The organism is Streptomyces sp. Edi2 (assembly GCF_040253635.1).
Lineage (GTDB): Bacteria > Actinomycetota > Actinomycetes > Streptomycetales > Streptomycetaceae > Streptomyces.
In genome coordinates this window covers 619,631-645,490 of the sequence record NZ_JBEJGX010000003.1, presented here as the reverse complement: position 1 = coordinate 645,490, position 25,860 = coordinate 619,631, and the positions used below count along the sequence as shown (strand labels likewise).

Annotated in this window: 5 protein-coding genes; 4 read left to right on the top strand and 1 reads right to left on the bottom strand. The window is 73.1% G+C overall.

The annotated features are described in order from the left end of the window. Window positions 1-84 precede the first annotated feature (84 nt). A complete protein-coding gene (locus ABR737_RS06190; protein ID WP_350249177.1) occupies window positions 85-1,722 on the top strand; it encodes an APC family permease in 1,638 nt (545 codons plus the stop codon). Window positions 1,723-1,960: 238 nt separating this feature from the next. Here ABR737_RS06190 and ABR737_RS06185 read toward each other — a convergent pair whose 3' ends face one another. Next, the gene (locus ABR737_RS06185) at window positions 1,961-2,359 is read right to left on the bottom strand and encodes an STAS domain-containing protein (RefSeq protein ID WP_350249176.1); all 399 of its coding nucleotides are present in this window, start codon (window positions 2,357-2,359) and stop codon (window positions 1,961-1,963) included. A gap of 1,960 nt (window positions 2,360-4,319) precedes the next feature. Between ABR737_RS06185 and ABR737_RS06180 the strand changes: the two genes are divergently transcribed. From ABR737_RS06180 to ABR737_RS06170, 3 genes are all read left to right on the top strand, one after another. Continuing rightward, entirely contained in the window at window positions 4,320-5,528 is a 1,209-nt protein-coding gene (locus ABR737_RS06180; RefSeq protein ID WP_350249175.1) for a cytochrome P450, read from the top strand. Between the two features lie 182 nt (window positions 5,529-5,710). Then, the gene (locus ABR737_RS06175) at window positions 5,711-7,066 is read left to right on the top strand and encodes a serine hydrolase domain-containing protein (RefSeq protein WP_350249174.1); all 1,356 of its coding nucleotides are present in this window, start codon (window positions 5,711-5,713) and stop codon (window positions 7,064-7,066) included. Window positions 7,067-7,215: 149 nt separating this feature from the next. Then, a complete protein-coding gene (locus ABR737_RS06170) occupies window positions 7,216-25,854 on the top strand; it encodes a non-ribosomal peptide synthetase (protein WP_350249173.1) in 18,639 nt (6,212 codons plus the stop codon). The last annotated feature ends 6 nt before the right edge of the window (window positions 25,855-25,860 follow it).

Here is a 25,860-nt window from a genome sequence, read left to right as displayed (position 1 = left end):
TTCAGGCAACGGGTCTTTGCAGGGCCCTGAATGCTCCCTACTCTGAGGCAAATTTTCAGCCAGTCCTGTCTTGAAAGGCCTCCTATGGCAAGCGTTGACGAGATCGCTCCTGAGAGGGCACGGGCCTCCGGCTCCCTCCGGAGGGACGTGGGACTGATCGGCCTGATGTGGGCGTCGGTCGGCTCCATCATCGGCTCGGGGTGGCTCTACGGGGCGCAGAAGGCCGTGGTGGTGGCGGGGCCGGCCGCACTGATCTCCTGGATCATCGGCGCGGTCGCGGTGGTGCTGCTGGCACTGGTGCACGCCGAGCTCGGTGGCCTGTTCCCGGTGGCCGGTGGTACGGCGCGGTATCCGCACTACGCCTTTGGTGGCCTGGCCGGAATGTCCTTCGGCTGGTTCTCCTGGCTCCAGGCGGCGACCGTGGCCCCGATCGAGGTCGAGGCCATGATCGGTTACGCCGGTCACTGGTCGTGGGCCCAGGGGTTCCAGCACGCCAACGGGACCCTCACGACCAGCGGCTTCATCGTCGCGGTCGTCCTGATGGCGATCTTTGTCGCGGTGAACTTCCTCGGTGTGAAGGTGCTGGCGCACACGAACAGCGCGGCGACCTGGTGGAAGATCGCCGTACCCCTCGGGGCGATCTTCGTCATCGCGGCGACCAACTTCCACCCGCACAACTTCACCTCGCAGGGCTTCGCCCCCTTCGGTGCCAAGGGTGTGCTCAGCGCCATCAGCACCAGCGGCATCATCTTCGCGCTGCTCGGCTTCGAGCAGGCCATCCAGCTCGCCGGGGAGAGCCGCAACCCCAAGCGCGACCTGCCGCGCGCCACGATCGGCTCGGTATTGATCGGCGCCGTGATCTACGTCCTTCTCCAGGTGGTCTACATAGGCGCGCTGCCGCTGGCCTCCTTCGCACACGGGTGGGCCAAGCTGGACTACGCGGGCATCAGCGGTCCGTGGGCCGGCCTGGCGACCGTGGTGGGCCTGGGTTGGCTGGGCTGGGTCCTCTACGCGGACGCGATCATCTCCCCCGGTGGCACCGGCCTGATCTACACCACCTCGACCTCGCGCATCTCCTACGGCCTCAGCAAGAACGGCTATGCGCCCCGGCTGTTCGAGAAGACCGACGGCCGTGGTGTGCCGTGGTTCGGCCTGATCATCTCGTTCGTGACCGGCGTGATCTGCTTCCTGCCCTTCCCGAGCTGGCAGGAGCTGGTCTCCTTCATCACCTCGGCGAGCGTGCTGATGTACGCGGGCGCGCCGCTGGCGTTCGGGGTCTTCCGCAACCGGCTGCCGCACCATGAGCGCCCGTACCGCCTGCCCGGCGGCGGTGTGATCTCGCCGGTGTCCTTCGTCGTCGCGAGCCTGATCATTTACTGGGCCGGCTGGGACACCCTCCAGCGGCTGGGCTGGGCGATCATCATCGGGTATGTGCTGCTCGGCAGCTACGCCTGGTACGCGACGAAGAAGCACCTGCCGAACGCCCCGCGACTGGACTGGAAGGCCGCGCAGTGGCTTCCGGTGTACCTGGTCGGCATGGGCCTCATCGCGTGGCAGGGCGGCTTCGGCGGCCAGGGGCACCTTCCGCTCTGGTGGGACATCGTGGTCATCACGGCGTTCTCGCTGGGCATCTACTACTGGGCCCGCGCCACCGCCGTCTCGTCCGAGGCGATCGAACAGAACATCGAGGAGGTCGCGGTCGTGGACGAGGGCGGACACTGACCGCACCCTGAGCTGACACCCCGCAAGCCGAGGGTCCGGCCGGTCAACCCGGCCGGACCCTCGGCTTTTCGCTTCGTACGGCAGATGCGGCGGGTGCGGCAGGTACGGCCCGTACGCCGTAGGGGCCCGTACCGACGTGCGCAACCGCACCGCCGGCCTGCTCGGGGCCGCTGCCGTTGTGTTCCGCAACGGCCTCCGTGCCGCTGACCGCGAAGGCAGGTTCCAGGCGGAGTCACCCCTACAGCAGGTCGAGTGCCGCGCGTACCGCGATGTTCAGGTCGGCGCCCCGGAGGTCGAGGTGCAGCGCCGAATCCAGCACGTACCGTGGTTGCGCCTGCCAGCCACGGGTGTGCAGACGGGTGTGATGGCGGGTGGTCTGACGGTGCAGGGCACAGAGGAAGTGCAGGCCCGTCACGTCCATGAACGGCACGTTCTGCATGTCCAGCACCACACCGTCCAGTGTTGCGGGCAGCGAGGCGAGGGCGTCGTCACATGCGGGCTCGCAGGCGCGGTCGATCTCACCGCGGGCCATGAGGAGCACGGTGTCGTCCAGATACTGGGTGCTGATGGTGAAAGGAATAATGCCCTCGAAGAGTTGGGGTGGCAGTCTCCGGCAGCCGCAACACTGCGGGCACACGGCAGGCGCCGCGTGCGGTCCGGCGTTTGCGGGCCGCCACGGCAGGAGCTGCCGGGGATCACATCCCGCCTCTCGGAGCACCGGGTGAGCAAGACTCACAAGCCGAACCAGGCTGTTCCGTCACCTCACTGTCCCACATCGCGCCGCTCGTTCGGAACCTGTGGCACCACGGCCGGCGGGGCCGCACCGCCGCGCTGTCCGACGGCGGGTGGTTCAACTGGATTGCCCCGCAGGTGACTTGACCGCTCAGCGGCAATGTCGCGACAACGCGGCGGCGGAGTACGACAATTCCCGGCGCGCCGGGGCGTCACCGGTGGGGGCCCGCCCGGCCGGCGTGCGGGCCTTCGCCGTTTCAGGTGTGCGGGGGTGCCGCCTCCCGTGAGGGGGTTCCGCACCGTCCCGGGACGAGAGCGGCGTGTCCCCGACGGGGCATATTCGACGCTCCCTCACCAACTGCTTGCCCAGCGGCAACAAATACGCCATCTCTTTCCGGGCAGGTGCCCCCAAAGCAGTTACTGCCGCGTTCGCATCGGCCGCAAGGCATGCAATCCAGCCAATTAACCGGACGCCGAAAGCAAGCCACCGGGAGAGCGGCCGCGTTGGCCGGTCAACAACCCCGGAGGCCGGCCGCGATGGCCGATGGGCGCGGTGAAAGCGGGCCTGGCCTGCCCGGCTCCGCTGTGGTCGCTGCGGTGGCGAACGCCTTCGGGTGCATCGGTTGCGGCCCCTGTCCTGGCCCGGATCTGCTCTTGAGGCTTGCTCTCCCCGCAGTGGTTTGCCAAGGTCTGACACCTGCCGCAGAGCAGTGGTGGCATCATCCTGCGGCGGGGGAGCGTGGCCCCTTGGAGCGCCCTGCCGCACTCCGGGGAAACACTCAATACCCACTTCCCCGCCCGTGGATCGAACGGACGGTCGAAAATTGTTTGCCTCATGAGCAACAGGGGTCGCTTGCGGCCTACTGGCGAGCAGAGGTGAATGGGTATAGAAATCACTCTCAGTCAAACCGCAGGGGGTTGCTATTGTATGACTGGGAGTGAAGACTGTCGGTCAAGCTGGACTGGCGTGAAAGCGCCTGGGGGTGCAGAGCGTTGACAACATCAAACTGTACCTGCCGGTAGTGTTTTGCGTTTCTCTCGGTCTTTTTCGGGCGCCGTTGGCTCGTGTGCGGATCACCCACCTTTACGTGTGCGGGGATGCCTGACGCGTGTCATGTGTGGGGGTTTTCAGTGGGGGATGTGTGGTAACGAGAGGGTCAACGGTGGCTTCGCTGCCGTGTGTCCGGGCGACGATGAAGGGCCGGGCAGGGGTTTCGCGGTCTGATTTGTCGAGCCGCGAGGTGGACCCGGCGCCATGTTCTCGATTGCCTGCGTCTAGGGGTGGGAGGGAGCTCGGCATGTGGAATGGCGCGTCCAGCTCTGTCCGGGAGTTGCCGTCGGTCTGTACGCGGGGGCGTACCGGTCGGCCGCCGAGGCTGCTTTTCTGCTGCTGTCGCCGTTGAGCGCACCCGCAGTGGGAATCCAGGCGCCGCCGAAGCCGGTCACCCGGCGTGTGCGGGCCGGTGCTGCCGCAGCCGCACCGGACAAGTAATCCGGATTCAGGGGCAGTCTGCGCGAACAATGCGTCGCGGGTCCGATGGGGGACCGTATCGGCATGCCGTTAACCGGTGTTCATGTGCGCACATCTCTATGGGCGTTCATGTTGCCGGGAGATCCTGGATGCCCTTTTGGGGATGCCGTGACAGCGTGGTGGAAGCCGTGCGTCGATCCTGGCTTCGCCAATTCTTGCACAAGAAGAACAAAATTAATCCGAAGGCAATGCAAGGCCATGAAAGGGCTGTGATAATAAGCCTGTTGCGTCACACGGCGCTCCGTCTTTTCGAGGGGTATGGCCGCCGACCAGTCCAGCGCATAACCGCCGGGGAGGAACGAACCCTCCCGGACCCGCACTTCAGGGAGAACCGGTGACCAGCAACGAACTGAAAGAGGCACCTTTCGTCTTCGACGATCTGGTCGGCCGGTGGAGTAGCTTGGGCGAGGCCGGTCCCGTGCGCCATGACGAGAGGCAGAACGTCTGGCAGGTGCTGGACCACCGGAGCGTGGCCGCGGTGCTCGCGGACCCGGCGACGTACTCCTCGGACTTCTCCGGACTGACCCCCACCCAGCCGGACTTCGAGACCTTCCGCCAGGGCAACTTCGTCGGCATGGACCCGCCGGAGCACCGCAAGCTGCGCACCCTCGTCAGCCAGGCGTTCACCCCGCGCGTCGTCGCCGGACTCGAACCGAGGATCCACGCCATCGCGGCGGAACTGCTCGATGCCGTCGGGGACCGCGACCGGTTCGACGTGGTGGACGCGCTGGCCTACCCGCTGCCCATCCTCGTGATAGCCGAGCTGCTCGGTGTGCCGGCCGCTGACCGCGGGCTGTTCCAGGAGTGGGCGGCCACGCTCTTCGGCGGGGACGAGATCGGCGAATCGCTGGACATGAGCGATATCGAGCGCGCCCTGGACTCCATCGCGCCGACCGTGCGCGAGATGAACGGCTACATCCTCGAGCACATCCGCCACCACCGGAAATACCCCGGCGAGGGGCTGACCAGCAGGCTGCTGCAGGCCGAAGTGGACGGTGCACGCCTGGCGGACCAGGAGATCGTCGGCTTTGTGGCCCTGTTGCTGGTCGCCGGGCACATCACCACCACCGCCCTGCTGGGCAACGCCGTGCTCAGCTTCGACGAGTACCCCGAGGCCGCCGCGCAGGTGCGGGCCGAACCAGGCCGGCTGCCGGACGCCATCGAAGAGGTGCTGCGCTGGCTGCCGCCCTTCCCCGAACTGGGGCGCCGTACCACCCGTGAGGTAGAGCTCGGCGGCAGGACCCTCCCCGCCGACGCCATCCTGATGGCCAACCTGGCCACCGCCAACCGCGACCCGGCACGGTTCACCGATCCCGGCACCTTCCACGTGATGCGCAACCCCAACCCGCACCTGACCTTCGGCCACGGCATTCACTTCTGCTTCGGCGCACCCCTGGCCAGGCTGGAGGCACGCATCGCGCTGCGACAGCTGCTGGACCGCTTCTCCTGCCTCACCATCCCGAGCCGCCGTGAGGTCGAGTTCCAGAATCCGGCCGTCATCGTCAGTGCGCGTCGTCTGCCGGTGGAGGTGCGGAGGGCATAGCGCCGTTCGCGGAGAAGAGCGGGCCCGGCACCAACGGCCGGGCCCGCGCGAGGAGATCGGTTGCCGAGTTCCCTCGGCGATCAGGCCCAGGGGCTGGTCCGTCCGTGCCGTGAGCGGGTTGCCGTCACGGCAGGCAGGCGCGCCATTCCCCCGTGAGTTCGAGTTCCGGGAGTTCCTTTCTCATGCCGCATGCTTCGAGTGCTCAGGTCGCGAGCCGGCAGCCGACCCACATACGACGGCTCTTACAAGAGCGTCTGGACACACTCGCGCGTACCCACCAGGTGCCGGGGGCCCAACTCGCGGTGCAGGTCGACTCGGTCACGTACACCGTCCAGACGGGCGAGGCGGACGTCAGCACCGGCGAGATGTTCACCGCGGACACGGCGGTGCCGCTGGGCTCCGTCACCAAGCCCTACACGGCCGCGGTCGTCCAGCTCCTGGCCGACGACGGTGACCTCGCGCTGACCGACCCCGTCGGCACGCATGTGCCGGAGCTGCGGCGGGCGCCGCACCTCACCGTGCGGCAGCTGCTCAGCCACACCGGGGGACTCCCGACCGGGCCCGACTCGGACGACGCGGCGGCGCTGACCCCCGCCCGCTACCTCTCCGCGTACTGCTCCGGCCGGGACGCGGTGTGCGCGCCCGGCAGCGGCTTCTCCTACTCCAACGCCGGGTACGTCGCCGCCGGCCGGCTGATCGAAGCGGTGACGGGCATGCCCTGGCAGGAGGCCGTGCGGGCGCTGCTCCTGGAGCCCCTGGGCACCGTTCCCGCCTTCCTCGGTGACCGCGCGCCGACACGTCCGGTGGCCCGCGGCCACTCCGTGAACCCGGCCTCGGGCCGCGTGCTTCCGGTGCAGCAGAACCTGGCGCCGGTGGAGGCCCCGGCGGGTGCCCTGCTGGCGAGCGCGCTCAACCTGGTGGCACTGGGCCGGGCCCTGATCGGACACGGCCCCCGCACGGTGCTGACGCCCGACGCCGCCGAGGAGATGCGCCGTCCCGTACCGGGCGCCGCCCCGGGCGTCCTCGCGGACGCATGGGGCCTGGGCCTCGCGCTCTTCCAGCAGGGGGCGCAGCAGTGGTGCGGCCACGACGGCAACGCCCAGGGCACCTCCTGCCATCTGCGGGCCGAGCCGGACAGCGGCACGGTGGTCGCCTTCACCAGCAACGCCAACAACGGCACCGCTCTGTGGCACGAACTGGCCGAAGACCTCGACCGGATCACCGGAGTACAGGTCCCCTCGGCCGCGCGCCCGTCCGAGCGCGGCCGCGCCGTCGCACTTCCCCAGTGTGCCGGGACCTACCACAACGGCACCGTCGAGTACCGGGTGGCGGCGGACGCCGACGGCTCCCTGACGCTGACCGTGAACGGCGACACCCCGGCGCCCCTGGTCTGTTACCCGGATCTGACCTGTGACCTGGTGGATCCCGCGTCCGGCCGCCGCCATCCCGGCGGACGCTTCGTGCGTGATCCGGACAGCGGCGCCATCGACCGCGTCCAGATCTCCGGCCGCACGGCCTGCCGTACCGTCACCGCCTGAACCGGGCCTGCCGCGGACCCACCCGGTGCGACTCCCCGCTCTCTCGCACCCGGCTCGTCCGAACGCTCCGGCGCCCCGCCCGGGACCGCTCTTCCGGGCTGCCCGATGTCCTGCGCACTGCCCGTCCCCGCTGAGAAGGACCGACCTCCATGACGGACCAGCACGAAAGTTCAGCCCCGGAGTCCGCATCGCCGCAGGACCGGACCGTTCCCCCGGTCCCCGGGTCCGGCCCGGTCCGCCCGGGGCCCGGCGCCCCGCTCGGGGACCTGTTCGCTGCCTGGGTGGCCCGCACCCCGGACGCACCCGCGGTGACGGACGGCCGGCGGACCTGGTCCTACCGTGAGCTCGACCGGCTGGCCAATCGCCTCGCCCACGACCTCATCGGACGCGGGGTGGGGCCGGAGCGGACGGTGGCGGTGGTACTTCCGCGCTCGGTCGAACTTGTCATCGCGGAACTCGCCGTGGCCAAGGCCGGCGGTGCGTTCCTGCCGGTCGACCCGGTGTACCCCGCCGAACGCCGGGACCTGATGCTGTCCGACGCCCGGCCGGCCGTGGTCATCGACGACCCGGCGCAGACCCGGCCCCCCACCGGTCCTGACCGTGCGCCGCAGGACGGCGACCGGCTCGCGCCGCTGTGCGCCGAGCACCCCGCCTACGTCATCTACACCTCGGGATCCACCGGCACCCCCAAGGGCGTGACGGTGCCCCACGCGGGTCTGGGCCCCTTCGCCGCGGCGGCCGCCGCCCGGTACGACGTCACGCCGGGCGCCCGCGTCCTGCAGTTCTCCTCCCCGAGCTTCGACGCCTCCGTCCTGGAGCTGTGCATTTCCCTGCTGGCGGGCGCGACCCTCGTCGTTCCGCCCGACGGGCCGTGGCTGGGCGAAGAACTCGCGGACGTCCTGGCGGACCACCGCATCACCCACGCGCTCATACCGCCGGCCGCGCTCGCGACCGTGCCCGCCCCGGCGGATGGCCACGGCCTGCCCGACCTGCGGACCCTGATCGTGGGTGCCGAAGCCTGCCCGGCCGAGCTGGCCGACCGCTGGGCGGCGGGGCGCCGGCTGATCAACTCCTACGGCCCCACCGAGGCCACGGTGGTCGCGTCCTGGACCGGGCCGCTGGCCGTGGGCGGTGGCACGCCGTCCATCGGCAGACCGCTGCCGCACACCCGGGTCCAGGTGCTGGACGCGGCGATGCGGCCGGTGCCGGCGGGAGTCGGCGGAGAGCTGTACGTGGGCGGCGCCGGGGTGGCACGCGGTTACCTCGGCCGTCCGGGGCTGACCGCCGCGCGCTTCGTCGCCGACCCGTACGGACCGCCCGGCACCAGGCTCTACCGCACCGGGGACCTGGTGCGCCGGAGCGCCGACGGCGAACTGGAATTCCTCGGGCGGGCCGACCGGCAGGTCAAGGTGCGCGGCTTCCGCATCGAACCCGGGGAAATCGAGGCGGCGTTGGCCCGGCACCCCCGCGTCGGTGAAGCGGTGGTCATCGTGCGCGAGGACGAGCCGGGGCGGCAGCGGCTCGTCGCCTACGTCACCCCGGCCGACCCCGCCCGGGCCCCGCAGTCCGCGGAGTTGCGCGCCGTGGTCTCCCGCAGCCTGCCGGCCCATATGGTGCCCTCCGCCGTCGTCGTCCTGGACGCGTTCCCGCTGACCGCACACCACAAGGTCGACCGCCGGGCGCTGCCCGCACCCGAACCGGCCCGCGCCCCGGAAGCGGGCCACACCGCCCCCCGGACACCCACCGAGCGGACCCTGGCCGGCATCTGGTCAAAGGTGCTGTCGGTGCGCACCATCGGCACCGGGGACGACTTCTTCGCACTCGGCGGCGACTCCGTCCTCGCCGTGCGGGTGCTGTCCCGGATCCGCGACGAGTTCGGCGACCGGCTGTCCGTGCGTGACCTGTTCACCGCCCGGACCATCGCCGCACTGGTGCCGCTCCTCGGTGACCCGGCCACCACGGGCCGGGCGGCACCGATCACCCCGGTCCCGCGTGACCGTCCGCTGCCGCTGTCCGGCGCCCAGCAACGGCTGTGGTTCCTCGACGACCTGACGGCCGGCGACACCGAGTACAACACCGGCGTCGGGGTGCGCCTGGGCGGTCCGCTGGACGGCGCCGCGCTGCGCCGCGCCCTGGACCGGCTCGCCGCGCGCCACGACTCCCTGCGCACCACCTTCACCACGGTGGACGGGCGCGGTGTGCAACGCGTCGATGCCACCGCCTCCCTGCCGTTGCGCACCGCCGACCTCGGTGCCCTCCCCGCCGAGGGCCGGGACGCGGCGGCCGAGCGGCTGCTCGTCGAGGAGCTGGAGACCCCCTACGACCTGCGCGAGGGTCCCCTCACCCGGGCCCTGTTGGTCCGGCTCGCCGACGAGGAGCACCTGCTGCTCCTGGCGCAGCACCACATTGTCACCGACGGCTGGTCGGTCGGCGTGCTGGTCCGTGAACTGGCCGCGCTGTACGCCGCCGAGGCGGACGGCAGCCCGGACGGCCTTGCCGAACCGGTCCTCCAGTACCCCGACTTCGCCGTTTGGGAGCGCGCGCACCCCGCCCCGGACCGGGACGCCGCCGACCTCGCGTACTGGAAGCGGCACCTCACCGGTCTGCCGCAGCTGGACCTGCCCACGGACCGGCCCCGTCCGCCGGTGCGCACCACGGCCGGCGCGGCACACCGCCACGACCTGCCGGCCGACCTGGCCGAACGCCTCGGCGTACTCGCCCGGTCCAAGGGCACGACGCTCTTCACCCTGTTCGCCGGGGCGGCCTCGGTGCTGTTCTCCCGCTACACCGGCCAGCGCGACGTCGTGTTCGGCACCGTCACCAACGGGCGCACCCACCGGGAACTGGAGGAGGTCACCGGCTTCTTCGTCAACACCCTGGTGCTGCGCAGCGATGTCGACCCCGCCGCCACCGTCGACCACTTCCTGGACACCGTGCGGGCGATGCTGCTGGACGCCTTCAGCCACGACGGCGTCCCGTTCGACCGGGTCGTCGAGGAGCTGGCCCCGCAGCGCGACCCCAGCCGCACCCCGCTGGTGCAGGTCCTGGTCGTCCAGCAGACCGCCATGGTGCACCCGCAGGAAGCCGGCGGCGTACGGGTCGAGGAGCATCCGCTGCCGCGCCCGGCGGCGCGCTTCGACCTGGTGCTGGAGTTCCTGCCGCGCAGCGACGGGTCCTTCGGGCTGACCGTCGAGTACAACACCGACCTGTTCGATGCCCGCACCGTGGCCCGGATGAGCCGTCAGCTGCACCTCCTGCTGGAGGGGATGGCGGAAGGCCCGCAGCGGACCGTCGCCGAACTGCCGCTGCTGACCGACGACGAGCGGCGCACCATGCTCGACGCCTGGAACGTCCCGCTGCAGGACGGCCCGGACACCACCCTGCCCGAGCTCCTGGAGGCGCAGACCCTGCGCACTCCCGGCCGGACCGCCGTGGTCTGCGGGGACACCCAGCTCACCTACGACGAGGTGAACCGGCGCGCCAACCGCCTGGCCCGGCTGCTGGTCCGCCGCGGGGCGGGACCCGAGACCCTGGTGGCGCTGGCCCTGCCGCGCTCGGCCGACCTGGTCCCCGCCCTGTGGGCGGTGCTCAAGGCGGGCGCCGGCTATCTGCCGGTGGACCCCGGCTATCCGGCCGAGCGCATCCGCTTCATGCTCACCGACGCCGAGCCGGCCCTCGTGCTGACCACCCGGGACACGGCCGGCGCGCTGCCCGGGGGCGTGGAGCGGCTGGTACTGGACGACCCGGAGACCGTGGCCGAGTGGGCCGGGCATCCGGAGGAGGACCTGACCGACGCCGAACGGGTCCGGCCGCTCGACCCCGGCCACCCCGCGTACGTCATCTACACGTCCGGTTCGACCGGCCGTCCCAAAGGTGTCGTGGTCACGCATCGCAGCGTGGCGGACCTGGCGGCCTGGGCGGGAGCACAGTTCGGCCCGGAGCGGCTGACGCATGTGGTGGCCTCCACCTCGCTCAATTTCGACGTCTCCGTCTTCGAACTGCTCTGCCCCCTGCTCTCCGGTGGCAGCATCGAAGTGGTGGCCGACCTCCCGGCCCTCGCCGACCGGCCGGGAACCGCGCCGCGGCAGGCGGGCCTCCTCAGCGGGGTGCCGTCGGTGATCTCCCGGCTGCTCACCCGGGACACCGGCTCCGTCACGGCCGACACGGTGGTCCTGGCGGGCGAGGCGCTGCCCGCGCAGACCGTACGGGAGATCCGGGAGACGATGCCGTCCTCCCGGGTCGCCAACATCTACGGCCCGACCGAGGCCACGGTCTACGCCACGGCATGGTTCGCCGACGAGGACACGCCCGAGCAGGCCCCGCCCATCGGCCGGCCCGTCGCCCGGACCCGCTGCTACGTCCTGGACAGCATGCTGCGCCCGCAACCCCCGGGCGTGACAGGCGAGTTGTACCTCGGGGGAGGGGGCCTGGCCCGGGGATACCTCAGGCGTCCCGGCCTGACCGCCACCCGGTTCCTCGCCGACCCCTTCGCCGCCCCCGGCAGCCGGATGTACCGCACCGGCGACCTGGTGCGCTGGACCACCGACGGTGAGCTGGAGTACCTGGGCCGGGCCGACCAGCAGGTCAAGGTGCGGGGCTTCCGTATCGAGCTGGGTGAGGTCGAGGAGGCGCTGCTGCGCTGTGCGGGGGTGGCCCAGGCGGCCGCCGCCACCCGGGAGAGCGGCGGCCACAAGCGGCTGATCGGCTATGTCGTCCCGGCGCCCGGGGCCGAGCTCGCCCCGAACGCGATACGCCGGCTGCTCGGCCGCAGCGTGCCCGACTACATGGTGCCCGCCACCGTCGTCGTCCTGGACGCGATGCCGCTCAACCCCAACGGCAAGCTGGACCGCGGCCGGCTGCCCGACCCGGACTGGACGACTGCGGGTACGGCGGACTACGCCGCGCCGCGCACCGCCACCGAACGGGCGCTGGCCACGGTGTGGGCCGACGTCCTGCGGGTCGAGCGCGTCGGCGTCGACGACAACTTCTTCTCGCTGGGCGGCGATTCGATCCTCAGCATCCAGGTGGTCGCCCAGGCACGGCAGGCGGGCCTGGCCGTCACCTCGCGCGACGTGTACCGGCACCAGACGGTCGCCGCCCTCGCGCAGTGCGTGGACGCCGCCGGGCAGCCGGCCCCGGGCCCGGCACCCGAGGCGGAGGCCACCGGGCCGGCGCCGCTGACGCCCATTCAGCACTGGCTGTTCGAGAGCGACCCCGAGCGGTCCGGCCACTTCGCCCAGACGATGTCCGTCGAGCTGGCCGACGGCCTCGACGCCACGGCGTTGGAAGCCGCCCTGCACGACGTGGTCGCCCACCACGACGCCCTGCGCTCGCGCTTCGTGCGGGACGGCGACGGCCGGTGGCGCCAGCACATCGACCGCGACGCACCCGGGTTCGCGCTGCGCCGCCACACCGGCCCCGCCGACGACGTCCCGCACCACGGGCCGTTCGACCTGAGCCGCGGCCCCCTGCTGCGCGCCGTGCTCCACGACCGGGGCACCGGTCTGCCTCCCGTCCTGCACCTGGCCGTCCACCACCTGGTGGTCGACGGCGTCTCCTGGCGGCTGCTGCTGGAGGACCTGGACCGGGCCTACCGCGCACGGCGCGCGGGAGCGGACGCCGCGCTGCCGCCGAAGTCCTCCCCGCTGCGCCACTGGGCGAAGCGGCTGACCGGGCACGCCGAAACCGGCGGCTTCCAGGACGAGACGGACTACTGGACGGCGCTCGCCCGCACCTGTGACCCGGCGCTGCCGGCCGACCTCGCCGGCGCCAACACCTATGCGTCGGCCCGCTCGGTGACCGTGCGCCTCACCCCTGCGGACACCTCCGCCGTGCTGCACACCCTGCCCGGGGCCTTCCGCACCCAGGTCAACGATGTGCTGCTGAGCGCGCTGGGCCGGGTGCTCCACGAGTGGACCGGACGCGACCGGGTCCCGGTCGACCTGGAGGGCCACGGCCGGGAGGAGCTGTTCCCCGATGTGGACCTGAGCCGTACCGTCGGCTGGTTCACCACCCGCTACCCGGTCGCCCTCACCGTGGCACGGGACGCCGACCGGTGCACCGTGCTGAAGTCGGTCAAGGAGCAGTTGCGCGCCGTGCCCCGCCGCGGCCTCGGCTACGGCGTCCAGCGGCACCTGCTCCGGCCGGAGGGCCTGCCCGGCACCCCGACCGCGGACATCAGCTTCAACTACCTCGGCCAGTTCGGCACGCCGGGCGGTGACGGCAGCCTCTACCGCGGCCCGTACCGCGAACTGGCGCTGGACGCCGACCCCGCCGCGCCGCGCCCGCACGCCCTGGAGGTCGTCGGCCGGCTGGACGGCGACGCCCTGGAGTTCACCTGGTTCTACTCGGCGAACCTCCATCACGAGGAGACCGTCGCGGGGCTCGCCGGGGACTTCGCCCGGGCGCTGGGCGACATCGCCCGGGACGCCGCCCGGCCCGGAGCCGGCGGCCGCACCCCCTCCGACTTCCCGCTGGCCGCGCTCGACCAGCCCACCGTGGACCGGCTGGTGGGCGACGGCAGCACCGTCGAGGACATCCACCCGCTGACCCCCACCCAGGCCGGCATGCTCTTCCACCGGCTCTCCCAGGACGACCAGAGCGTCTACTTCCAGCAGCTCACCTTCGTCCTGGACGGCGTGCCCGACCCGCAGGCCCTCGCCGCGGCCTGGCAGCAGGTCACGGACCGCACCCCGGTGCTGCGCGGACGCGTCGTCTGGCAGGACGTGCCCGAGCCGCTGCTGGTGGTGGAGCGCGGCGTCACCGTGCCGGTCACCGAGCTGGACTGGCGGGCCCTGCCGGACGACGAGCGCCGGGCCGCACTGCAAGAACTGCTCGACCGCGACCGGCGGCGCGGGATCGGCCTCGACCGTGCCCCGCTGCTGCGCCTGGTCCTGGCCCGGCTCTCCGACACCGAGGTCCAGGTGGTGTGGTCCTTCCACCACCTGGTGCTCGACGGCTGGAGCCTGTTCCAGGTGCTCTCCGATGTCTTCCGGTGCCACGCCGCGCTGCGCGACCGGGCGGACCACGACGACGCCGCGCCCGCGGTGGCGGGCCTGCCCAGCCGCCGGCCGTTCCGCGACTACGTGGCCTGGCTGCAGGGCCGCGACTGGGCACAGGCCGAACGGCACTGGCAGGACCGGCTCGACGGCTGGAGCGAGCCCACCGTCCTGCCCTACGACCGCGAGCCCCGGGAGACCCACCGCGCGGAGTCCACCGAGGCGGTACGGATCGCGCTGCCCGCCGCCACCACCCGCCGCCTGGACCGCCTGGCCAAGGACGCGGGCCTGACCATGAACACGCTGGTCCAGGGCGCCTGGGCGCTGCTGCTGGCACGTCAGACGGGGCGCAGGGACGTCGTCTTCGGCACCACGGTGTCGGGACGGCCGCCGGAGCTGCCCGGCGTCGAGGCCATGAACGGCCTGTTCATCGCGACCGTGCCGACCCGGCTGACGGTCCCCGCCGACGGCACCCTGACGGACTGGCTGCGCCGGGTGCAGGAGATCCAGACCGAGGACCGGCGCTTCGACTTCGTCCCGCTCGCCCGGCTGAAGGCGTTCAGCGACCTGCCCGAGCGGGTCCCGCTCTTCGACAGCATCGTGGTGTTCGAGAACTATCCGGTCGGCGGCGACCTCGCCGCCGCGCACGGACTGCGGCTGAGCGGCCTCGACGGCATCGAGACCACCAACTACCCGCTGAGCCTGGTCGCCTACCCCGGCCAGGAGCTGGCCCTGCGGCTCGGCTACGACCCGGAGCTGTTCGACGCGGCCACCGTGGAGCGGATGGGGGAGTACCTCACCGTGCTGCTGGAGGGCCTGGCCGCGGACGCCGGGCGGCCGCCCGCCCGGCTGCCGGTGCTCGGCGCGGCACGCCGCCGCCAGGTGACCGAGGAGTGGAACGACACCGCCGCCCCGCTGCCCCGGGGCACGGTCGCCGAGCTGTTCGCCGCCCAGGCCCGGCGCACCCCCGACGCCATGGCGCTGGACGCCGGGGACACCCGGCTCACCTACCGCGAACTCGACGCCCGCACCGACGCGTTGGCCCGCCGACTGGCCGGGCTCGGCGTGCGTCCGGAGTCCCCGGTCGGGGTCCTCATGGACCGGTCGGCCGCCCTGGTCATCGCGCAGCTGGCCCTCGTCAAGGCGGGCGGGGTGTACGTCCCGCTGGACGGCCGCGCGCCACGGGAGCGGCTGCGGCAGGTGCTGGCGGAGACCACGGCGGAGCTGGTGCTCACCGACGCCGCCTGGGAGGAGGCCGCCCGCGAGGCGGCACCCGGCGGGCGCACCCTGCTGGTGACGGACGAGGCCGCACCGGCCGATGCCGATGCGCCGGAGGGCACGCCCCTGCCCGCCCTGCACCCCGACAACGCGCTCTACCTGATGTTCACCTCCGGCTCCACCGGCCGCCCCAAGGGGGTCGCGGTGCGCCACCGGGACGTCGTGGCGCTCGCCTTCGACCGCGCATTCGACGGTCACGACCGGGTCCTGGTGCACTCGCCGCAGGCCTTCGACGCGGCCACCTACGAACTGTGGGTGTCGCTGCTGCGCGGCGGCCGGGCCGTCCTCGCCCCGCCGGCCGACGTGGACGCCACCACGGTGCGCCGGGCGATCCGTGAACAGGGCGTCACCTGCCTGTGGCTGACCGCCGGGCTGTTCCGCCTGCTGTCCCAGGAGGACCCCGCGTGCCTGCGGGGCGCCCGGGAGGTGTGGACCGGCGGCGAGGCCGTGCCGGGCGCCGCGGTACGCCGCGTCCTGGACGCCTGCCCGGACCTGACCGTGGTCGACGGCTACGGCCCCACCGAGACCACCACCTTCGCGACCCGCCGGGCCTTTCGCTCCGGCGACCCGCTGCCCGCCGCCCTGCCCATCGGCCGCCCGCTGGACAACATGCGCGTCTACGTCCTGGATGACGCGCTGCAGCCGCAGCCGCCGGGTATCCCGGGAGAGCTGTACATCGCCGGCGCCGGGCTCGCCCGCGGCTACGCCGGCCGCCCCGGCGCGACCGCCGCACGCTACCTTGCCGACCCGTTCGGCCCGGCCGGGAGCCGGATGTACCGCACCGGCGACATCGTGCGCTGGAGCGCCGACGGCGAACTCCACTTCGTGGGGCGCGCCGACGACCAGATCAAGATCCGCGGCTTCCGCGTCGAACCGGCCGAGATCGAGGCCGTGCTCACCCGCCATGCCGGCGTCGCCGAAGCGGTGGTGACCGTCCCCGAGGACGGCGGCCGCAAGCGCCTGGTCGCCTACCTCGTCCCCGCCCCGGAGGCGACGGTGCCGCAGGCCGAGGAGCTGCGCGCCCACCTCGCCGCCGAGCTGCCCGACTACATGGTCCCCGCCGCCTTCGTGACCCTGGACGCGCTGCCCCTGACCGGCAACGGAAAAGTGGACCGGCGCCGGCTGCCCGCCCCCGACCTGTCGGCCGCCACCGCCGGTGAGCACCGCGCGCCGCGCACCGAGGCCGAGCGGATCCTCGCGGAGATCTGGTGCGCCCTGCTGGGCGTCGACCGGGTGGGCGTCGAGGACAACTTCTTCATGCTGGGCGGCGATTCGATCCTCAGCATCCAGGTCGTCTCGCGCGCCCGCCGGGCGGGCCTGGCCCTGACCCCCAGGGACCTGTTCCGCCACCCCACCATCGCCGCCCTGGCCGCCGCCACCGGCGCCGCCGCACCCCTGAGCGGCACCGGCCCGGTCACCGGGGACATCGCCCTCACCCCGATCCAGCACTGGTTCCTCGACGCCCGGCCGGAGCACCCCGGGTACTTCAACCAGTCCCTCGTCATCGAACTGGCCGAGGAGCCCGACCCGCGGGCGCTGCACGTGGCGCTGCACGCCCTGTGGGCCCACCACGACGCCCTGCGGGCCCGCTTCGCGCAGCGGGCGGACGGCACCTGGCACCAGCACTGCCCCGCCCCGGACGCCACCGCACCGCAGCTGCTGCAGGTGCACGACCTGACCGGACGGGACGAGGAGGAGTGCGCCGCCGTGGTCGAGGCCGCCACGGCCGAGGCGCACGCCGGCTTCCGGCTGGACACCGGACCCCTGCTCGCCGCCCGCCTGTTCACCGGCGCCCCGGGCCTGCCGTCGCGGCTGTTCCTGACCGTCCACCACCTGGTGGTCGACGGGGTCTCCTGGCGGGTGCTGCTGGAGGACCTGGAGAGCACCTACCGGCAGGCCCGCAACGGTGACCCGGTGGCCCCGCCCGCCCGGACCACCTCCGTACAGGAATGGGCCCGCCGGCTGCACGACCGCACCGGGTCCGGCGGCTTCGACGGAGAGCGGGCGCACTGGAGCGCGGTGGCCCAGCAGTGCGCCGCCCCCCTGCCCGTCGATGCCGACGGCACCAACACCATCGCCGACCTGCGCTCGGTCACCGTCCGCCTGGACCGCGGGCGGACCGGCGACCTGCTGCAGAAGGTGCCCGGCGTCTACCGCACACAGATCAACGACGTGCTGCTCACCGCGCTCGGCCGGGTGCTGGCCGACTGGACCGGCGAGCGCACCGTCGCCGTCGGCCTGGAGGGACACGGCCGCGAGGACCACCTCTTCGAGGGCGTCGACCTGTCCCGTACGGTCGGCTGGTTCACCTCCCTGTTCCCCGTCGCCCTGGACGTCGAGGACGGCGACTGGGCCGCGGCGCTCAAGTCCGTCAAGGAACAACTGCGGGCGGTACCCGGCCGGGGCCTCGGCCACGGAGCGCTGCGGCACCTGGCGGGCGCCCCCGAACTCACCGGCACGCCCCAGCCCCTCATCAGCTTCAACTACCTCGGCCAGTTCGACTGGTCCGGCGACGGCGGGCTGATCCGTGCCGTACGCGGCGGACTGGACGGCGCCGCCGCGCCCGGGACCGTCCGGCCGCACCTGCTGGACGTGGTGGGCCGGGTCGAGGACCGGCGCCTCGAACTCACCTGGTACTACAGCAGCGGAGTGCACCACGAGGAGACGGTCAGCGCGCTGGCCACCGGCATGCTCACGGCGCTGGAGGACATCGTCGCGCACTGCGCCGGCCCGGACGCCGGCGGCCGCACCCCCTCCGACTACCCGCTCGCCCGCCTCGACCAGGCGGCCGTGGACCGGGTCGCGGCGGACGGCCGCGCGGTGGAGGACATCTACCCGCTGACGCCGATGCAGGCGGGCATGCTGTTCCACAGCCTGATGGACCCCGACTCCCACACCTACTTCAACCAGGTCCAGCTGGTGCTCTCCGGCGTCACCGACCCGGCCGCGCTCGCCACGGCCTGGCAGCAGACGGCCGACGCCAACCCGATGCTGCGCACCCGCCTGGTGTGGGCCGAGACCGCCGAACCGCTCCAGATCGTCCAGACGCGGGCCACCGTGCCCGTCACCCACCACGACTGGTCCGGGTGGACCCCCGAGGCGTGCGAGCACGCGCTGACCACCCTGCTCGCCGAGGACCGGGCGGCCGGTCTCGACCTCGCCGCCGCCCCGCTGATGCGGCTGGCCCTGATCAAGCTGTCCGGTGACCGGGTCCGGCTGGTGTGGACGTTCCACCACATCCTGCTCGACGGCTGGAGCGCGGCCCAGGTCTTCGACGAGATCTGCGAACGGTACGCGGCGCTCACCGCGGGCCGCCGCCCCGAGGTCCCCTCCCGCCAGCCCTTCGGCAGCTACCTGCGCTGGCTGGCGGAGCAGGACAGCACCCAGGCCGAGCGGCACTGGCGCACCGCGCTGGCCGGATTCACCTCACCGACCGAACTCCCGCGGGACCACAAGCCTTTGGAGGCCCACCGCGCCTCGTCCTCGGGCTCGGTCCACGTCACCCTGGACGAGGCGGACTCCGCCCGCCTGCGGGAGACCGCGCAGCACGCCGGCCTCACCATGAACACCGTGCTGCAGGGCGCCTGGGGCCTGCTGCTCTCCCGCTACGGCAACAGCGACGACGTGGTCTTCGGCACCACCGTCTCCGGCCGGCCCGCCGCGCTGCCCGGGGTGGAGTCCATGGTCGGCCTGTTCATCAACACCCTCCCCACCCGGGTCCGGGTCGACGGGCACCGCGCGCTGCTGGACTGGCTGCGCGACCTGCAGACCGCCCAGTCGGAGTCGCGGCGCTACGACTTCGTCTCCCTGGCCGAGCTCCAGACCTGGAGCGAAGTCCCGCGCGGGACCGGCCTGTTCGACAGCATCGTGGTCTTCGAGAACTACCCCTTCGACGGCGACGCCCTCGCCCGGCACGGCCTGGGCATCCAGCAGGAACGCGATCTGGAGCCGACCAACTACCCGCTCAGCGTGATCGTCGCCCCCGGCGAACGCCTCACCGTGGCCCTGGACTACGACCCGGCGGCCTTCGACGCGGCGACGGTCGAGCGCCTGGGCACCTGCCTGCGGGTCCTGCTGACGGAGATGGCGGCCGACCCGGACCGCCGCCTGGGCGACCTGCCGCTGGTCACCGCGGACGAACGCGGACGCATCCTGCGGGAGTTCGGCGGAACGGCCGTCGCGCCGCCGCGGCGCGTCCTGCCCCAGGTGTTCGAGGAGCAGGCGGGCCGCACCCCGCACGCCACCGCCGTACTGGCCGGCGACGACCGGCTCACCTACCGGGAGCTGAACGAACGCGCCAACCGGCTGGCCCGGCTGCTGATCGCCTCGGGCGCGGGCCCCGAGCGGTTCGTCGCCCTCGCGCTGCCGCGCACGGCCGACCTGATCACGGCCCTGCTGGCCGTGCTCAAGAGCGGTGCCGGCTACCTTCCGGTCGACCCCAAGTACCCGGCCGAGCGGGTCTCCTTCCTCTTCGACGACATCGGGCCGGACATCGTGCTCACCACCGCCGCCCTGGCCGGGCGGCTGCCCGACGGGCCCGCCACCCGGATCGCGCTCGACGGCCCCGGGACCGCGGACCGGCTCGCCGGGCAGTCCGCCGCCGATATCGGCGACGGCGAGCGGACCGGTGCGCTGCTGCCCGCCCACCCCGCCTACGTCATCCACACCTCCGGTTCCACCGGCCTGCCCAAGGGCGTGGTGGCCACCCACGGGTCGGTCGTCGCACTGGCCGACTGGGCGGCCGGAGAGTTCGGCGGCCGGGGCCTGTCCCACGTCGTGGCGTCCACCTCGCTCAACTTCGATGTGTCGGTCTTCGAGATCTTCGGCCCGCTGCTGTCCGGCGGCTGCGTCGAGATCGTCAGCGACCTGCTGGCCCTCGCCGAGCGCTCGGCCCCCTGGACCGCGAGCCTGCTCAGCGCCGTCCCCTCCGCCCTCGGCCAGCTGCTCGCCGAGGACACCGTGCACGTCACGGCGGACACCGTGGTGCTGGCCGGCGAGGGCCTTGCGGCCCGTACCGTACGGGAGGTCCGCGCGGCCGTACCCGGCTGCCGGGTCGCGAACATCTACGGCCCCACCGAGGCCACCGTCTACGCCACCGCGTGGTACTGCGACCCGGCCGATCCGGACCGCACACCGCCGATCGGCAGTCCGGTCGCCGGCGCCCGGGCCTATGTCCTCGATCCGCACCTGCGGCCGGTCCCCGTCGGGGTACCCGGCGAGCTCTACCTCGCCGGGACCGGTGTGGCGCGCGGCTACTTCGCGCGGCCCGGGCTGACCGCCCGGCGCTTCCTGGCCGACCCGTTCGGCCCCGCGGGCGAGCGGATGTACCGCACCGGCGACCTCGTGCGCTGGGACGCCGACGGGCAGTTGGAGTACCTGGGCCGCAGCGACGACCAGGTCAAGGTGCGCGGCTTCCGCATCGAACTCGGCGAGGTCGAGGCCGCGCTGGCCCGGCACCCCGAGGTGGCCGAGGCCGCCGCGCGGGTCGTCGAGACCGACGGCCACAAACGCCTGGTGGGGTACGTGGTCACCCGGGGCGCGGCGGACGCCGACCCCGCCGCGGTGCGTGCCTTCCTGGCACAGAGCCTGCCCGACCACCTCGTCCCCGCGGTCGTCGTCCCCCTGGAGCGGCTGCCGCTGGGAGCCACCGGCAAGCTCGACCGGCGTGCCCTGCCGGCACCCGACTGGGCCGCCCCGGCCGCCGGTTACGTCCCGCCGCGCACGGACGCCGAGCAGACGCTCGCCGCCATCTGGGCCGAGGTGCTGGGCGTGGACCGGGTGGGCGCCGAGGACAACTACTTCGCGCTCGGCGGGGACTCGATCCTCAGCATCCAGATCGTCTCCGCGGCCCGCCGCGCCGGCCTCGCACTGACCCCGCGCCACCTGTTCGTCCACCAGACCGTCGCGGCCCTGGCCGCGGCCGCGGCGGAACTGCCGGCCACGGCGTCCACCGCCGAACAGGGCCCGGTGGTGGGCGAGGTGCCGCTCACCCCCGTCCAGCACTGGCTGTTCGACAGCGTCCCGGAGAACCCCGGGCACTTCACCCAGTCGCTCTCCTTCCAGCTGGCCGCCGAGGTCGACGAGGGTGCGCTGCGCGCCGCCCTGGCCGCGGTGCTGGAGCACCACGACGCCCTGCGCACGGTGTACGGGACCACCGGCGGCGGCCACCGGCGCCAGTACACCGCGGCGCCCGGTGCGGCCCCCGCCCTGGAGGTCCACGACCTCGCCCGCCTGGAGCCGCAGGACCGCGCCGCGGAGCTGCGTGCGCTGACGGCGGACCTGTGCGCGGGCTTCGACCTCGTCAGCGGGCCGCTGCTGAAGACCGCGCTGTGCCACCGGGGTGACCAGGATCGCCCGGTCCTGGTGCTGGCGGCCCACCACCTGGTCGTCGACGCGGTGTCCTGGCGCATCATCCTGGAAGACCTCGACTCCGCCTACCGTCGGGTGCGCGCCGGGGAACGGGCCGCGCTCGGCCCCAAGACCACTTCGTTCCGGGCCTGGGCGCAGCGGCTGCACGACCACACCGCGGCCGGCGGCTTCGACGGCGAACTCGCCCACTGGGGCGCGGCGGAGGGGCACACGGACCTGCCCACCGACCGCACGGGCCGCAATTCCGCGGACTCCGAGGACACCGTGACCGTCCGCCTGGAGGCCGAGGAGACCCGCCGCCTGCTCCAGGACGTCCCGGACGTCTACCGGACCCGGATCAACGACGTCCTGCTGTGCGCCCTGGGCCGGGTGCTGGCCCGCTGGACCGGGCACGACCGGGTACGGATCGGGCTGGAGGGCCACGGCCGCGAAGAGATCTTCGACGACATCGACCTCTCCCGCACCGTCGGCTGGTTTACCACCATGTTCCCGGTCGCGCTGGACCTTCCGCCGCACGCGGACCTCGCCACGGCGCTGAAGTCCGCCAAGGAGGGCCTGCGGGCGCTGCCCGGGCAGGGTCTGGGACACGGTGCGCTGCGCCATCTGCGCACCCCGGACGCCCCGGTGCTGCCGGCCGATCCGCAGATCGCCTTCAACTACCTCGGTCAGCAGGACTGGAGCGCGTCCGGCGGCGACGGGCTGCTGCACGCACCGTACGGCGCGCTGGAGGGCGATATGGACCGGGCGGCCGACCGGCCGCATCTGATCGACATCGTCGGCATGGTGGCGGACAAGCGGCTGGAGTTCACCTGGTCGTACTCGAAGAACCTGCACCTGCCGTCCACCGTGGCCGCGCTGGCCGAGGAGATGACCGCCGAGCTGCGGGAGATCGTGCGGCACTGCGCGGAGCCGGACGCCGGCGGGCGCACGCCCTCCGACTTCCCGCTGGTCCGCCTCGACCAGGAAACCGTCGACCGTCTCGTCGGCGACGGCCGGGACGTCACGGATGTCTACCCGCTGACCCCCACCCAGACCGGAATGGTCTTCCACGGGCTCGACGAACCCGACCAGGGCCTCTACGTCGAACAGGCCACCTTCGTCCTGGACGGCGTCACCGACCCCCGGCTGCTGGCCGCCGCCTGGCAGCAGGTCGTCGACCGCACCCCCGTGCTGCGCAGCGCGGTGGTCCTGCACGAGGTGCCGCTGCCCCTGCAGACCGTCCACCGCTCCGTCACCCTGCCCGTCACCGAACTCGACTGGAGCGCGCTGACGCAGGAGCGGCGCGACGCCGAACTGGCGCGGCTGCTCGCCGAGGACCGCGACCGCGGGCTCGCCCTCGACCGGGCGCCGCTGCTGCGGCTCACCCTCATCCGGCTCTCCCCGGCCGAGGTGCGGGTCGTGTGGACCTTCCACCATGTGCTGCTCGACGGCTGGAGCGTCTTCCAGGTCCTCTCGGACGTCTTCTCCTGCCACGCGGCGCTCGCCCGGGGCACCGCCCCGCAACTGCCCGACCGCAGGCCGTTCGCGGACTACGCCGCCTGGCTCGCCGCCCACGACACCGCCCCGGCCGAACAGCACTGGCGCGGTGCCCTGGCCGGCCTGACCGCGCCCACCCCGCTGCCCTACGACCGTCGCCCGGCGCCCGGCGCCGCCACCCGGGCCGGCACCTGGCTCTCCGAGCGGCTCGGCGAGCGGGAGAGCGCCGCGCTCCAGGACTTCGCCCGGCGCCACCACCTCACCCTCAACACCGTCGTCCAAGGAGTCTGGGGCCTGCTGCTGGCGCGCTGGAGCGGAGAGCGCGAGGTGTGCTTCGGCACGACGGTCTCCGGCCGGCCCGCCGACCTGCCCGGCGCCGACGCCATCACCGGCCTGTTCATCAACACCCTGCCGGTGCGGTGCCACGTGGACGGCGGTGCGGCCCCGGCGGACTGGCTGGGCGCTCTGCAGTCCGCACAGGCCGACGCCCGCGGCTTCGACCAGGTCCCGCTGTCCGACCTGCGCAACTGGAGCGAACTGCCCGCCGGGGAGCCGCTGTTCGAGAGCCTGGTGGTCTTCGAGAACTACCCGATCAACGACACCGCGGCCACCGCACACGGCCTGAGCGTCCGCGATCTGCACGCCCTGGAGGCCACCAACTACCCGCTCACCGTGGTGATCTCGCCCGACACCCGGCTGAGCGTCGAACTCGGCTACGACCCGCGGTACTTCGAGGAGTCCACCGCCCGGTCCCTGGCCGCCCAGCTGGTGCACACCCTGGGCGCCCTGGCAGAACCCGGCGGCGCGACGACCGTGGACGGGATCGACATCCTGCCGCCGGAGGAGCGCGAGCGGCTGACCGGGCGCGGTGCCCCGACGGCCGGTGACCCGGTCCCGGCCGCCACCCTGGCCGCGCTCGTCGAGGCGGCGGTCGACCGGTGGCCGGACGCCCCCGCCGTGAGCGCACCCGAACTCCAGCTCTCCTTCGGGCAGTTGGAGGCGCGGGCCAACCACCTCGCACACCACCTCCGTACCCGGGGGACCGGCCCCGGCGACCTCGTCGCCCTGGTCCTGCCGAGATCGGCCGACATGGTCGTCGCCCAGCTCGCCACCGCCAAGACGGGCGCCGCCTACCTGCCGGTGGACCCCGGGTACCCGGCCGAGCGGATCGCGCTGATGCTGGGCGACGCCGCCCCGGCCGTCACCCTGGAGGCCGCCGAGGTCCGCGACCTCCTGGCCGCCGGGGACGACGACGCACCCGCCCACCGGCCCACCGACCGGGACCGCGTCCGCCCGCTCGACCTCGACGACCCGGCCTACGTGATCTACACCTCGGGCTCCACCGGCACCCCCAAGGGCGTGGTCGTTACCCACCGCGGCCTGGCCGCCTTCGCCGCCGCCGAGGCCGAGCACTACCGGGTACGGCCGGGCGACCGGGTGCTGGCCTTCGCCACCCCCAGCTTCGACGCCTCCGTACTGGAGTTGTGCATGGCCCTGCCGGCCGGCGCCGCTCTCGTGGTGCCGCCGCCCGGACCGCTGCTCGGCGGGCAACTGGCCGAGGTGCTGCGCACGGAACGCATCACCCACACCCTGCTGCCGCCCGCCGCGCTCGCCACGGTGCCGCCCGCCACCGCGGGGACCCTGCCGGACCTGCGCACCCTCATCGTCGGCGCGGACGCCTGCGGCGCCGACCTGGTCGCCCGCTGGGCCCCGCACCACCGGATGATCAACTCCTACGGACCCACCGAGACCACCGTGGTCGCCACCTGGTCCGGTCCGCTGGAGCCCGACGGAGCCGCGCCCCCCATCGGGCGCCCCCGCGCGGGCAGCCGCAGCTATGTGCTCGACGAGCGGCTGCGGCCGGTCGCCGACGGCGTCCCCGGCGAACTGTGGATCAGCGGGCCCTCCCTGGCCCGCGGCTACCTCCACCGTCCCGGCCTGACCGCCACCCGGTTCCTCGCCGACCCGTACGGCGCACCGGGCGAGCGGATGTACCGCACCGGCGACCTGGTCCGCCGCGACGCCCGCGGCGAGCTGCACTACCTCGGCCGTACCGACCACCAGATGAAGCTGCGCGGGCACCGGATCGAGGCAGGAGAGGTCGAGGCCGCCCTGGCAGGCCATCCGGCCGTCCGGGACGCCGTGGTGGCCGTACGGGAGGACGAGCCCGGCACGCCGCGCCTGGTGGCCCACCTGCTCGCCGCACCGGACGCCGAGATCCCGGCGGGCGCGGAGCTGCGCGCCTTCGCCGCCCGGACGCTGCCCGGCCACATGGTCCCCTCGGCCTTCGTCGTCCTGGAGCGCTTCCCGCTCACCGAGAACGGCAAGACCGACCGCGCGGCCCTGCCCGCACCCGGGCCCGACCCGCACGAGCCCACCGCACAGGTCGCCCCGCGCACCCCCACCGAGCAATTCCTCGCGGACGTCTGGTCCGAGGCGCTGGAGACGGCCGTGGGCGCCGAGGACGACTTCTTCGCCCTCGGCGGCGACTCGCTGCGCAGCCTGCGCATCGCCTCCCGGGTCAACGAGACCTTCGGCGTGGAGCTCACCCCCCGGGACGTGCTGACCGCCCGCACGGTCGCCGCCCTGGCGGACCTGGTGGAGGAACACGTCCTGCGCGAACTCGAAGACGCCGCACGCGGCACCAGCGACCACAACGAACGGTGAGGAACG